At 68.2% G+C, this 13,566-nt stretch carries 8 protein-coding genes and 2 riboswitches; of the genes, 3 read left to right on the top strand and 5 right to left on the bottom strand.

The window, feature by feature from the left end; all coding sequences use genetic code 11:
- Window positions 1-26: 26 nt before the first annotated feature.
- A riboswitch (glycine riboswitch) is annotated at window positions 27-122 on the bottom strand.
- Window positions 123-220: riboswitch (glycine riboswitch) on the bottom strand.
- A gap of 69 nt (window positions 221-289) precedes the next feature.
- Window positions 290-1,066 carry an AfsR/SARP family transcriptional regulator gene (locus FED44_RS24250; RefSeq protein ID WP_138462178.1) on the bottom strand — a complete coding sequence of 259 codons (777 nt, stop codon included), beginning with the start codon at window positions 1,064-1,066 and terminating at the stop codon, window positions 290-292.
- Window positions 1,067-1,440: 374 nt separating this feature from the next.
- Here FED44_RS24250 and FED44_RS24245 point away from each other — a divergent pair, with 374 nt between their 5' ends.
- Window positions 1,441-1,656: a hypothetical protein gene (locus FED44_RS24245; RefSeq protein WP_111700050.1), complete on the top strand. Its 216-nt coding sequence runs from the start codon at window positions 1,441-1,443 to the stop codon at window positions 1,654-1,656.
- Here FED44_RS24245 and FED44_RS24240 read toward each other — a convergent pair.
- Entirely contained in the window at window positions 1,635-2,423 is a 789-nt protein-coding gene (locus tag FED44_RS24240; RefSeq protein ID WP_167521581.1) for an AfsR/SARP family transcriptional regulator, read from the bottom strand. The genes FED44_RS24245 and FED44_RS24240 overlap by 22 nt on opposite strands.
- A gap of 319 nt (window positions 2,424-2,742) precedes the next feature.
- Here FED44_RS24240 and FED44_RS24235 point away from each other — a divergent pair, with 319 nt between their 5' ends.
- Window positions 2,743-8,922 (top strand): DNRLRE domain-containing protein, encoded by a 6,180-nt coding sequence (locus FED44_RS24235; protein WP_138462176.1) that lies wholly within the window; start codon window positions 2,743-2,745, stop codon window positions 8,920-8,922.
- Window positions 8,923-10,042: 1,120 nt separating this feature from the next.
- The gene (locus tag FED44_RS24230; protein WP_138462175.1) at window positions 10,043-10,576 is read left to right on the top strand and encodes a hypothetical protein; all 534 of its coding nucleotides are present in this window, start codon (window positions 10,043-10,045) and stop codon (window positions 10,574-10,576) included.
- Window positions 10,577-10,727: 151 nt separating this feature from the next.
- Here the strand turns inward: FED44_RS24230 and FED44_RS24225 are convergent, their stop codons facing one another.
- Genes FED44_RS24225 through FED44_RS24215 form a run of 3 tightly spaced genes read right to left on the bottom strand, consistent with a single transcriptional unit; the run spans window position 10,728 to window position 13,551 of the window.
- Window positions 10,728-11,423: a gamma-glutamyl-gamma-aminobutyrate hydrolase family protein gene (locus tag FED44_RS24225; RefSeq protein WP_138462174.1), complete on the bottom strand. Its 696-nt coding sequence runs from the start codon at window positions 11,421-11,423 to the stop codon at window positions 10,728-10,730.
- A 51-nt stretch (window positions 11,424-11,474) separates the two neighbouring features.
- Window positions 11,475-12,239 (bottom strand): 3-oxoacyl-ACP reductase, encoded by a 765-nt coding sequence (locus FED44_RS24220; protein WP_138462173.1) that lies wholly within the window; start codon window positions 12,237-12,239, stop codon window positions 11,475-11,477.
- A gap of 4 nt (window positions 12,240-12,243) precedes the next feature.
- Window positions 12,244-13,551 carry an aldehyde dehydrogenase family protein gene (locus FED44_RS24215; protein WP_244302251.1) on the bottom strand — a complete coding sequence of 436 codons (1,308 nt, stop codon included), beginning with the start codon at window positions 13,549-13,551 and terminating at the stop codon, window positions 12,244-12,246.
- Between the last annotated feature and the right edge of the window lie 15 nt (window positions 13,552-13,566).

Raw genomic sequence — 13,566 nt, 5'->3', positions numbered from 1 at the left:
CGGATGCTGCACTGAACTACCGGGCATCCTCCCCCTCTGTCATCGGCGCCTGAGAGCTTCGTCCGATCTTTGCCGGACTTTCACCTTCGGCGAGGCCTCGCGGCCTTCTTTCCAGAGGTCACCTGGCCCGTGCGGTCCTTTGCCTTGAGAGGTTCGCGGGGAGGGCTTGCTCCTTCAGGGGCCCTGACCGGCTGCCAGGACGCTCTCCCGCACGGGATGATCGGTGCGCTGCCAGCCTAGTGGTTCGCCGCCGTCCCCGTAACCTGCCGGGTCGCCCGCTTTCAGGTGCCTAGTTCGCGCTAGGGGTGATGCCTCTGGGAGTCGTGCGGCTACGGGCGGGAAAGGCGCTCAAGGCGTCGCCGGTGAGGATCCGCTGGTGGAGGGCCTGGGTGTCGGGGGACGGCTCGGTGCCGAGGCGGTCGACCAGGGTGCGACGCAGCCGCTGGTAGGAGGCGAAGGCGTCATGGGTCCGGCCCGACCGGTGCAGGGCCAGCATGAGCTGCCGGTGGGGGCGTTCGCGCAGCGGATGCCGGGTGGCCCACTGGGCCAGGCCGCCGACGATCTCGCGGTGGTGCCCGAGCGCCAGCCGTACGTCGAAGAGGTCCTCGGTCGCCGCCCGCCGATCCTCGTCGAGCCGTTCGGCCCACACGCGGAGCCCGTCGACCTGCCGCACATCGAGGAGGGCGTCGCCCCGCCACAGGCTCAGCGCGTTCTCGAACAACCGCACCGCATTGTGGTAATCGCCATTCTCGCGAGCGATTCTGCCCTGCGCCACCCATTGGTTGAATTCTGCAACGTCCACGGACCCCGGTCGGACGGAAAGAAGGTATCCGCCCTTCACCGTACGGACCGGAGAAAGGCCGGGGTCGCGGGGGGAGAGCCGCCGCCGCACCTGGGCGACGTAGGTGGTAAGATTGCGCGGCGCCGAAATAGTGGGACGGCCATTCCACAGTAGTGCGGTGAGCTGGTCCCGGTGCAGCGCGATATTCGCATTAAGGACGAGCAGCGCCAGGAGCTGCCGATGTCTCGCGGCGAGGCCGGCGATGGCGTCTCCTCGGTCGTTCATGGCCGAAAACGGTCCGAGCACGGCGTATAACACGGTTCCCCTCGCGCAAGGCAGCGTGAACGCGCCGACGACGGCGGCTTTGATCGGCGTTTGACGATATCTCTCCCCGCCTTCATTCGTCAAAATTACGCGTTTTCCGGCCGCCCGTAGATGTGTTGCCGGCCACTCGGCATTGCGTTCCGTAAAGTCATGAATGCCCAGCGAACATGCACGTGCATGTTATGAAATCGGTTACATCATCGGGATTCGCCGTGAGGCGGTGCAAAAGGCAGCAAGCGGGATCCCCACCGGGCGATGACTGCCGGGCCGGACGAACGCCCGGCCACCCGGTCCCACGAGGCCGCCCTCCCGGACCTCCCGTCGCCGTAGCGCTCGTGCTCGCGGCGACCCTCGCGGCGCTTCATCGGGCCCTGATGCTGACGGCGGGAATGGCCGACGCGGGCGCCACGTGTCTGCGCGCGCTCGGTGCCGCCCTCGACCTGCCGCTGAGGGCCGGGGTCACGGCGCTCACACTGGTCAAGCTGTTCCAGTTCCTCGCCGGCCGGACCGGGGACGGACGCGTGGTGCTTCAGCCGGCTGTGGACACGTAGGCGAGGGACCGGCCGATCTCCGGGTCGCCGGCCAGGATTCGCTGGTGGAGGGTCCGCGTGCCGGGAGCGGGCCCGGCGCCCATCTGGTCGACGAGAGTCCGGTGAAGGCGCTGGTAGGCCATGGACGCCTCATGAGTGCGACCGGATCTGTGCAGGGCGAGCATGAGCTGCCGGTGAGGGCGTTCACGCAGCGGGTGCGTCGACGCCCACTGGGCCAGGGCGCTGACGATCTCGTGGTGCTGCCCGGCTGCCAGCCGTACGTCGAACAGGTCCTCGGTGACGGTGCGCCGGTCCTCGTCGAGCCGATCGGCCCACACCGCGAGTGCGTCGACGCGCCTGACATCGAGCAGGGCGTCGCCCCGCCACAACCGCAGGGCGCCGCCCAGCAGTTCGGCCGCATCGTGGTAATCGCGCCTGTCCCGGGCCGTTCTTCCGTGCATTGTCAGGTAATTGAACTTGTCGACATCCACGGAGTCCGAGGGTGCGGAAAGGACATAGCCGCTGCCGACCGTCCGCAGCGCGGAGTTCGCCGGTTCGCGAGGGGAGAGCAGGCGGCGCAGGCGCGCGATGTAGGTGGTGAGGTTGCGGCGGGCGGAGTCGGGCGGACGACCGTTCCACAGCAGGTCGACCAGCCTGTCACGATGCATGACGATGTTCACGTTGAGCAGGAGTAACGCCAGGAGCTGCCGCTGCCTCGGCGTGAGCTCCGCGATGACCTCGCCCTGAACGTCGAAGGCCAGGAACGGTCCAAGCAGCGCGTACAGCACGGTCCCCCTCGCGCATGGCGGCTGGTGAGCGGTTTTCGCTTCGACGGCTTCCCCGGTGTCCGCTGGAATCAGCATGCAAGGAACGGGCATAAGTGTCTTGTCTTTTTCTGCACACTTGACGTCGTTTCGTGCACGGTGCCGATGAGCTCTGGCTCCGCCCATGGCTGTAACGGAGGCGGGATAGGTGACGTAGGTCGAAAATGTGTCGGCTGTATGTCGATGATCCGTAGCGTCGGGCGCGTATGCCCCCGGCCTGTGGAGCGTCGATATGATCCCCCCTCTTCGGCAGATGTTCGCTGTCACCGCTCGGAATCGGCAGGTGAAGCGACGAACACGGCTCACGGCGTTGGTCGCCGGTCTGGCCACGGTGGCGGCCACGCTCGTGGTTCCGCCGTCCGCGGTCGCCGCGCCGGTGGCCAAGGCGGCGCCGGCACCCCCGGCTCCGGTCTCCGACCGTCCGGACGCGACGTCGGCGGCGCTGTCGGCACGGTTGCAGAACTCTCCGGTCGAGGACCTGTCGGCGCGTACGGAGGACTCGACGACGGTCTATCTGCCGGACGGCTCGGCGAGGACGGAGATCTTCGCGGGTCCGGTGCGGGTGAAGCAGAACGGCGCGTGGACGCCGGTCGACACCACTTTGGTGGAGCGGAACGGTCATCTGGAGCCGAAGGCGGCGGCGGCCGGGGCGCAGGTGGAGATCTCGGCCGGTGGCAGCGGCCCGCTGGCCGAACTGGTCACGGGGTCGGGCAAGGACGAGCACCGGTTCGGCGTGCGCTGGGCGACCGCGCTGGGCAGACCGCAGGTCTCGGGCAACACCGCGACGTGGGCGGACATCGCGCCCGGCGCGGACCTGGTGGTGCAGGCGCAGCCCCGGGGGTTCGTGCACTACGTGGTGCTGAAGCAGAAGCCGACCGCGCCGGTGGAGATCCGGCTGCCGGTCGAGCTGGCCGGAGCCGATCTGTCCAAGGACTCCAGAAACCGGCTGAAACTGGTCGACAACGCCGGCAAGGGCAAGGGTGACCTGGTCGCCGCCGCGCCGCCGCCGCACATGTGGGACGCGGCGGCGGCCGACTCACCGGACGCGGGCAGGAGGTCGGAGGTCGGCTCGGCGATCGAGAAGGGCTCCGACGGCCCGGTCCTGGTGCTGAAGCCGTCGATGGACTTCCTGAACGCGCCGGACGTGACGTACCCGGTGACGATCGACCCGTACATGCAGATGACCCTGCAGACCGACACGTTCGTCTCCGACGACTACCCCAACTCGGCGACCTCGGCCACCTGGCTGCACGTGGGCCGGTTCGGGTCGGGGACGAAGACCGCGCGCACGTATCTGCAGTTCAAGCTCGGCGGCCTGATCAGCAAGCACATCATGAACGCCGACCTGTACCTGTCGAACTACAAGGCCAACGCCTGCGGCGGCGTGGCCGCCGGCCTGGGCATCCGGGTCAAGCGGGTCACCTCCGCCTGGTCGTCGTCCACGCTGACGCAGACGAACCACCCGACCTCGACCACGACCGGGATGGTGGACAACACCAGCCAGGCCTACGGGTACGACTCCAGCTGTCCGGAACACGACATGCTGTGGTCGATCGAGGACATCGTCCAGTACTGGACCGACCACCCGACCGAGAACTACGGCCTGCAGGTCCGGGCGGTATCGGAGACCCAGGCCACCAACTGGCGGATGTACCGCTCCTCAGAGAACACCGTCGGCGCGGACGGCCCGCGGCTGACAATCCAGTGGAACTCCTACCCGACCGTCCCGCACCACCTGACCGTCAACCCCAGCGCGGGCGGCACGAACGGCGGCACGTTCGTCACCTCGCTCACGCCGACGATGACCGGCATGGTCGGGGACGGGGAGTGGGACACCGAGACGATCAGCTTCTACCTGGAACACGACCCGAGCTACCCGGCCGAGGGCACCGGCAGCGTGTGGACCGGCAGCGTGACCGGGATCCTGCAGGGCGAGCTGGGCACGGTGACCGTACCGTCGGGCAAGCTCGTCGACGGGTACCACTACCGGTGGCGGGCCAGAGGCGACGACGGCACCGACTACTCCCGCGACTACTCCTCCTACCGGTACTTCACCGTCGACATGACCGCCCCGGCCGCGCCCACGATCTCCTGCCCGGACTACGCCTCAGGCGTGTGGACGGCGAAGGCGTCCGCTCCGGTGACCTGCACCCTCGACACCACCTCCGCCGACGGCGCGGGCTACTACTGGGGTCTGGACGACGCCTCGGCGCCGACCCTGGTCGAGGACAACGACGGCGGCGGCGACGCCAAGACGATCACGATCGACCCCGCCCAGGGCTGGCACACGCTGTCGGTCAAGGCCCGCGACATGGCCCTGCGCACCTCCACGGTGACCACCTACAGCTTCGGCGTGGGGGCCGGTGAGGTCACCGCGCCGCTCGCCGGGGACCGCACCCAGGCCGCTGTCACGCTGGGATCCCGGGCCGCCCCCGGCGCCACCGGGGTCCGGTACGAATACAAGGCCGACGTCAGCGGCTCCGGAACGTGGGCGGCGATCCCGACCACGCACGTCACCGTGCCGGGGTCGGCGACCCCGATCTCCGGCTGGCCGTACACCACCGTGACCACGGGAACCAGCGCGGTCTTCGGCTCGCTGTACTGGGACGTCGCCGCGACGATGGCCGCGGCCGGCCGGGGTGACGGCCCGGTGCAGGTGCGGGCCTGCTTCGTCAAGACCTCCGGCGAGGCGTGCTCCGACGCACGCGAGTTCACCCTGGAGCGGGCCGCCTTCGGCTCCTCCTACGCCACCCAGCAACTGGGCCCGGGCACGGTCTCCCTGCTGACCGGCGACTACTCGGTCTCCGCCCCGGATGTATCGGCGTTCGGGTTGTCGGTCTCGCGCGGACACACCACCCTGGCTCCCGCCTCGGCGACCGGCGCCGCGGGGGTCTTCGGCCCCGGCTGGACCGCGTCCTTCCCCGGTGGGGCCTCCAGCGTGTCGGGAATGAGGTTCGAGGACCACTCCGGCGCCGGGTACGTGCTGTTCACCGGCACCGACGGCTCGACCGAGACCTACACGGTGCAATCGGACGGTACCTACAAGGGCATCTCCGACGCCTCCGACGGCTCCACGGTGACCAAGGACTCGGCCACCCAGTTCACCCACACCGACGCGGCGGGCACCAAAACCGTCTTCACCCTCACGGGCGGCGCGTGGACGGTCACGCTGATCGACGAGGCGGGCGCCGAGAACACCACCGCCTACACCTACGACGCCTCCGGACGGGTCAGCCGGATGCTCGCCCCCGTCCCCGCCGGGGTCACCTGCACCACCCTGGTCGCCGGCTGTAAGACGCTCGACATCACCTACGCCGCGAGCACCACGGCGAGCGGCGTGTCCAGCGGCTGGGGCGACTACACCGGCCTGGTCAAGTCCATCTCCTACACCGCCTACGACCCCGGCACCTCGGCGATGAAGACCACCTCCCTCGCCACGTACACCTACGACTCCACCGGGCACCTGCGCACGGTGACCGATCCCCGCACCAATTTGACCCTCACCTACTACTACGACGGCGCGGGACGGATCTCGCAGGTCACCCCGCCGGGGCTCAACCCCTGGCGGATGGACTACGACACCTCCGGCCGCCTGGCGGACGTCCAGCGCGAGGCCGGCGCCACCGACATCGTCCAGGCAGTGTCGTACGGGGTGCCGATCAACTCACCGGTCGACGTTACCGGCGCCACCGCCGCGACCTGGTCGCAGACGACCGACCTGCCCCGCACCGGCACCGCGGTCTTCCCTGCCTGGCGGGTGCCTCCGCAGGCCGGTGACGGCTCCTACGCCCCCGCCTCCGGCGACTACCCGTACGCGGTGCTGACGTACATGGACGTCAACGGCCGTGCCGTCAACACAGCGACGTACGGCGCGGGCGCTTGGCAGGTCTCGGCGACGCGGTACGACGACAACGGCAACACCATCTGGGACCTGAGCGCGGGCAACCGTGCCGAGGCCCTGGCACCGACGTCCTCGACGGACGCCTACGTGGCCGGGCGCGTCAGCACGGCCGAGCGCGCCGATCTGCTGGCGAACCTCACGGCGTACAACGACGACGGGGACGTCCTGACCAGCGACGGCCCCACCCACCAGGTGATGCTCGCTGATGGCACGCTGGCCTCAGCCCGGCAGCACACCGGCTACAGCTACGACGAGGGCAAGCCCGACCCCGATATCGACTATCACCTCGTGACCACCACGACGGTGAAACCTCTCGTCGTCAACGGCGCCGGCACCGTCGCCGCGGCCGACACCCACACCGAGAAGATCGGCTACGACCCAATAATCTCCGGCGACCCCTCCGGCTGGGACCTCTTCCAGCCGACCAGTCAAAAGACCACCGTCGTGGGCGGGACCGACATCGTCCGCAAGACCCGCTACGACGACGCCGGCAGGGAAATCGAGCGGCGCATGCCGTCCTCGTCCGGCTCGGACGCGGGCACGACCAGGACGACGTACTACACCGCCGCCGCCAACTCCACGTACCCGTCCTGCGGCGGCAAGCCGCAGTGGGTTGGGCTCGTGTGCCGCACAGCCGCCGCCGCCAACCCCTCCAGCGGCGGCAGCCTGCCCGTCACCACCGTCACCTACGGCTACTGGGGCCAGACCGCCCAGACCGTGGAGACGTCGGGGTCCGCGACGCGGACATCGACGGTCTCGGTCGATGCCGCTGGCCGCACGAGCCAGACCAGCCTGACCGAGACCGGTGTCGGCAGCACGGCGCTGCCGGACCGCACCTACACCTATGACAACGCGACCGGCCTGCAGACCGGGGTCACCGCGGGCGGGGTCTCGGTCACGACCGCCTACGACGCGCTGGGCCGGGCCTACTCGACCACCGACGCGGATGGCAGCACCGCTGTCACGACGTTCGACACGGCGGGCCGGGTCGCCACAGTGAACGACGGCAAGGGCACCTACACCTACGCCTACGACGGCACCGACGCCGCCGGGAAGGCTGAACGCCGTGGCCTGCCCACGGGAATCGCGGTCTCCACGATCGGTTCGTTCGCGGCCGCTTTCGATGCTGCCGGCCGCCTGGTCAAGCAGGTGTACCCGAACGGGTTGACCGCCGCCAGCACATGGGACGACACGGGCAAGCAGACGGGCCTGGCCTACGCCAAGTCGGGCACGACGTGGCTGGCGTTCACCGCCATCCCCGATGCCGACGGCCGGACGGTGGAGACGGCGGGGCCGAACGGCAGCCTGCAGCGCTACACCTACGACACCGCCGGGCGCCTGACGAAGGTCGCCGACACCTACAACCTGTCGTGCGAGACCCGCACCTACGGGTTCGACGTGAACACCAACCGCACGTCCCAGGCGAGCTATCCGGCGGCTGACGACGGGTCGTGCTCCACATCGACAACGCCGACGACCGCAACGCACACCTTCGACTCGGCCGACCGGATCACCGACACGGGGTACTCCTACGACGCGTTCGGCCGCACCACCACCGTCCCGGCCACGTCAACGGCCAACGGCGCGGCGGTCACGGCCGGCTACTACGCGGGCGACATGGTCAGGACGCTCACCCAGGCGTCCACGACCAAGACCTTTACTCTCGACCCGCTCGGCCGCATTCGCCAGACCACGTCCTCGGCCGGCACCCAGACCAACCACTACGCCGGTGGCGGCGACTCGCCGGCCTGGATCGGCGAGGCCAACGGCAGCTGGACCCGCAACGTCGCGGCGTTCACCGGCCTGTCGGCCACGCAGACCAGCGGTGGCACGCTGACGCTGCAGCTCACCAACCTGCACGGAGATGTGGTCGCCACCTGCGCCGATAGCAGTAGCGCCACGGGTGTGGACAATTACACCGAACAGACCGAATATGGCCTCGACCGTGCGACCAACACGAGTGACCGCTACGAATGGCTGGGAGGCGCCCAACGAGCCAGCGACACCGTCGGCGACATCGTCCTCATGGGCGTCCGCCTCTACAACCCCGCCACCAGCCGATTCCTCCAGATCGACCCCGTCGAAGGGGGCAGCGCAAATCCATATGATTACTGCAATGCCGATCCGATCAATTGTATCGACCTCGACGGCAATGCTCCCTGGTGGGTAGCGCTGGCCGCAAGTGTGGCTGCTGGGGGTGTTGCTTGGGCAGCGTGCAGTTCGGTTCCCTTCCTGAGGGCGTTGGGGCCGGCGTGCGATATGCTCGCGGGCGGTGTCGGGAATGCGGTATATGAATGGGTCGCCAACGGCTGGAACACCAAAAACGTCATCATCGCCTTTGTTGTCGGTCTGGCGGGGGGACTTGTGCCGTCAGCGGGGAGGCTGGTTCCGAAGATTCTCAAAGCGATTCCCAAGGCGTTGCGGGGCATGATCAACTTTTTGAATCGTCACGGAAGGCAGGCCGCCCGGGCCATTCAGTTTCTCACCTGGCTTCTGGCGCAGTGGGCTCTGATGGATGCAAAGATCCGGGCGGATCTCAAGAGGAGAGGGGTATATAAGTAACCCTGATCGACTTTCTGTGAGACGAAGTGGGCCTGCCCGGCGACATGGAGTGGCTGGGCGGTCCACGCGTCTTGTCGATTCCGTCAACGCTGTTCAGCCGGTCGGCCGCCATGAGCGGTCGGAGGGGTTCAATGCTGGACATTGGCGGAACCCTTTCGACTCATCTCCTGTCCGTCGCAGAAGGCCATGGTAGAACGCAGTTGAGCGAGGTCCTATGGATTCAAAGGGAAGGCAAGGGATTTTCGTCGAGGTTGCCATCTTTGCGGCGTTTTATATCATCATAGTTACGGTGTCCGGCCTGCTTCTGGGTCTTCGGTCAGCAATCGGCACTGCGGTGGTCGTCGCATTGATATCGATGCTTTCGATCGGTCGGAGGGTCTGGAAAGGAAGACGTGACTCATGATCGGTCGGGCCGCAGCTGCAGATCGAGATCTTGATCCCTCAGGCCGAGACATCTGTTCGTAGGTGGATGCCTACGTAGCTAATGTGATGTCTCAGGACTCCAGAAACCCCCAAACTCAACGGGTTGGGGGTTTCTGCTTGTTCTGGGGCGGTAGTCGTGAGCGGGGTCGAAGATCAGCTCGTGTAGGCGGCCTGTCGATGTTCGAGAGAAAGGTCTATGGACTTCATGGTGATTGTGAACAAACGAGAGCTGCGGCGAGCGGCGCTGCAGGCGGTTCCGCTGAACCGTGTCCCGCATGCTCGGCTGAAGTGCGCTCCTACGCCTGTACTGTCCAAGCGCCTTGACAGACCACGATCTACAGCTGTCGTATCGGACATCTGCAATCTTCTTTTCCTTCGTGGCACATGTGATGCTCTCGTTCCTGTTATGCGCCATGGCGCCTGGGCCTATCGTCATTGTGATCATCTGGGCGATTCCGGTTATTTAGGTCGTGGCAGTCGTGACGATCTCCGCGCTGCGCGAGAACGTGAGATCGGCGGTCCCCTGGATTGTCTGGCCGGTCTTCTGGGCTTGCCTCAACGTCATGACGACGAATTGGTGAGGTGGCTCCCGGGTGGGAGTATCTGAAGTAGCCGATGTGGTACCGGGCTGGAGGTGTAACCACCGCCTGCTGCTGGATACGACTGCGGGTCGCCGGCCTCGAGCACAGGGGAACGATTGAATCCCGATGATGAGTTCGCGCAGTGGATCTCGCTGCTGCGAGAGGACGAGGCATTTGACGCCGAGGTGGATCGCCTCGGCACAGAGGCCATCGCAGAGCTGCGGAGAGTCTATGCCGAAGACGGCCTGCTCTTCGGGGACGACCTTCGAAGGCGGTTGCTCGCCCTGCGGTTCGCTCATGCCGAGCATGCTCTTCGGCTGGTGCTTTCGGACTTTCCTGCTACCGTCGACTGGGCTGTCACTCCCACAGTCTCGATGAACGCGCTGGTCTACGCTCGGGGGCCGGGAGTGATCGTCCATGGGTGGGAAGTACTTGGAATCGGATTTCAGGACACATTGATAGAGATCGCGGCGAACATTCAAGCGGACTACATCGACGAGTTTTTCCACGTCTGGCCGTCGTGTTCCAGTCATCGACTCGGTTTGAAGCCGGACATGCGAAACGGCGTCGGTGTGTGGATGTGCGGCTCCGGTCCGCATGTGGTCGCACGAATAGGCAAAATAGAAGACGGCAGACTCCGCAAGCGCTGAGCCCCCGCCACGTTTCCCGTACGGGCGAGCGCGGTTCCACCCGGCTGACCGTCATGCCGACCACCTGTAGACGGACGGGAACTGGACGATCTGGTCCGTCACCCCGGCGGCGGCTGGTACCTGGGACGGCGGATTGACCGCCTCCAGACGATCAGGAGCGAGTTCGGGCGGCCTCGACGAGGGCGTGGAACAAGGGGCCGTCCTCGTCGGCCTCGGGGTGCCACTGGACGGCGAGGGCGAACGCCGCGCCGGTGACCTCGACGGCCTCGATCGTGCCGTCGTCCGAGCGGGCGGTGACCTCCAGGCCGTCGGCCAGGCGGTCGATCGCCTGGTGGTGGTAGTGCGCGGGGGCCAGCTCCTCGTCGCCGTAGACCTTGGCCAGTGACGGCGAGAGCCGTACGGGGAGGCGGCCGAAGACTCCGGGGGCGGGGGAGTGGCCGGTGTGGTCCACGACCGCGGGAAGGTGCTGGTGGAGGGTGCCGCCGAGCGTCACGTTGAGCACCTGCAAACCCCGGCAGATGCCCAGGAACGGCAGCCCGGCCGCCAGCGCGGTGCTCATCAGCCCAAACTCGGCGTCGTCCCGAAATTTCCGGATGTAGCCGGTCTGCTCGGCCGGGACTGCCCCGTACCGGGCGGGGTCGATGTCGCCCCCGCCCGCGATGATCAGCGCGTCGAGACGGCCGATCAGTGCGGCGGGCTCCCCGGCGGGGGGCAGGATGACCGGCTGCCCGCCCGCCCGCACGACGTGGTCGACGTACATGTACGGCAGCAGCGCCGCCGGCATGTCCCACACGGTGAACCTCGCCGGCTCCACGTAGCAGGTGACGCCGATGACCGGACGGGACATGCCCTGCCTCCCCCTTCGTCTGACAAAACGCTTCCGCCCGGCCCCGAGCCCCTAAAGCGGAGTGACGTACGCGCCGGAGATGCCGCCGTCGACCAGGAACTCCGAGGCGGTGATGAAGGACGCGTCGTCGGAGGCGAGGAACGCGACCGCCGCGGCGATCTCCTCGGCCCGCGCGAAGCGCCCGATCGGCACGTGGACGAGGCGGCGCTGGGCGCGCTCGGGGTCCTTGGCGAACAGTTCCCGCAGCAGCGGGGTGTCCACCGGCCCGGGGCACAGCGCGTTCACCCGGATGCCCTCGCGGGCGAACTGGACGCCCAGTTCGCGGCTCATCGCGAGCACCCCGCCCTTGGACGCGGTGTAGGAGATCTGCGAGGTGGCCGAGCCCATCACCGCGACGAACGACGCGGTGTTGATGATCGAGCCCCTGCCCTGCCTCCGCATGTACGGGATCACGTGCTTGCAGCACAGGTACACGCTGGTGAGGTTGACCTCCTGCACCCGCCGCCACGCGTCGATCCCGGTCTCCAGGATCGAGTCGTCGTCGGGCGGGGAGATGCCCGCGTTGTTGAACGCGATGTCGACGGCGCCGAGCTCCTCGGACGCGGTCCGGTACATCCGGGCCACGTCCTCCTCGTTCGCCACGTCCACCCGGACGAACAGGCCGCCCACCTCGTCGGCGGCCTTGGCGCCGGCCGTCTCGTCGAGGTCGGCGACCACGACCTTCGCCCCCTCCTCGGCGAACCGGCGGGCCGTGGCCAGTCCGATGCCGCTGCCCGCCCCGGTGATGACGGCGACGCGGTCCTGCAAACGCTGCATTGATCTACTCCGTGGAGATGAAGACGTTCTTGGTCTCGGTGAACGCGGACAGGGCGTCGGGGCCGAGCTCGCGGCCCAGGCCCGACTGCTTGAAGCCGCCGAAGGGGGTCCAGTAGCGGACGCTGGAGTGCGAGTTGACCGACAGGTTGCCCGCCTCGACGGCCCGCGCCACGCGCAGCGCCCGGCCCACGTCGCGGGTCCAGATCGACCCCGACAGGCCGTACGCCGTGTCGTTGGCGATCCGCACCGCGTCGGCCTCGTCCTCGAACGGCACGACGGCGACCACCGGCCCGAAGATCTCCTCGGTGAAGGCCCGCCGGAAGGACTCCGAGGACGACCCGGCGAGCACCGTGGGCGGGAACCAGTAGCCCGGCCCGCTCGGGCACGACCCCCGCGCGTACACGTCCGCCTCGTTGACGAACGAGGCGACCCGCTCCCGGTGCTCGGCGCTGATCAGCGGGCCCATCTGCGACGCCGGGTCGCCCGGGTCCCCGACCTTCACCTCGCGTACGGCCTCGGTGAGTCGCGCGAGGAAGTCGTCGTGGACGGAACGCTGCACGAGGATGCGCGAGCGGGCGCAGCAGTCCTGGCCGGAGTTGTCGAAGACCGCCATCGGGGCCGACTCCGCCGCCCTGGCGAGGTCGGAGTCGGCGAAGACGATGTTGGCGCTCTTGCCGCCGAGCTCCAGCGTGACCCGCTTGACCTGCTCAGCGGCCTTGGCTCCGATGAGCTTCCCGACCTCGGTGGACCCGGTGAACACGATCTTCCGTACGTCCGGGTGCTCCACCAGCCGGGCTCCCGCGACCTCCCCCTCACCCGGGACGACCTGGAGCACGCCCTCGGGCAGTCCGGCCTCCAGGGCGAGCTCGGCCAGCCGCAGCGCGGTCAGCGGGGTCCACTCGGCGGGCTTCACGATCACCGTGTTGCCGGCGGCCAGGGCCGGGGCCACCCCCCAGGTCATGATGACCATCGGGAAGTTCCACGGCACGATGATCCCGACCACGCCCAGCGGCTCGGCGAACGTGACGTCCACCCCGCCCGGCACCGGGATCTGCCTGCCGTGGTCGCGCTCGGGCGCGCCCGCGTAGAAGTCGAGCACGTCGCGGACGTTGCCCGCCTCCCAGCGCGCGTTGCCGGCCGTGTGCCCCGCGCCGGTGATCTCCAGCCGCGCGAGTTCCTCGGCGTGCTCGTCCACGATCCGCGCGAAGCGGCGCAGCAGCCGGGCCCGGTCGCCCGGCGCGACCGCCCGCCAGGCCGGGAACGCGGCACGCGCTCTTTCGACGGCGCGGTCCACCTCGGCGGCGTCCGCCATCTCGACCTCGGCGAT

Origin of the sequence: Microbispora triticiradicis (genome assembly GCF_005864065.1) — a bacterium.
Lineage (GTDB): Bacteria > Actinomycetota > Actinomycetes > Streptosporangiales > Streptosporangiaceae > Microbispora > Microbispora triticiradicis.
The sequence above is the reverse complement of the archived record's forward strand: the minus strand, read 5'-3'. Positions and strand labels throughout refer to the sequence as shown.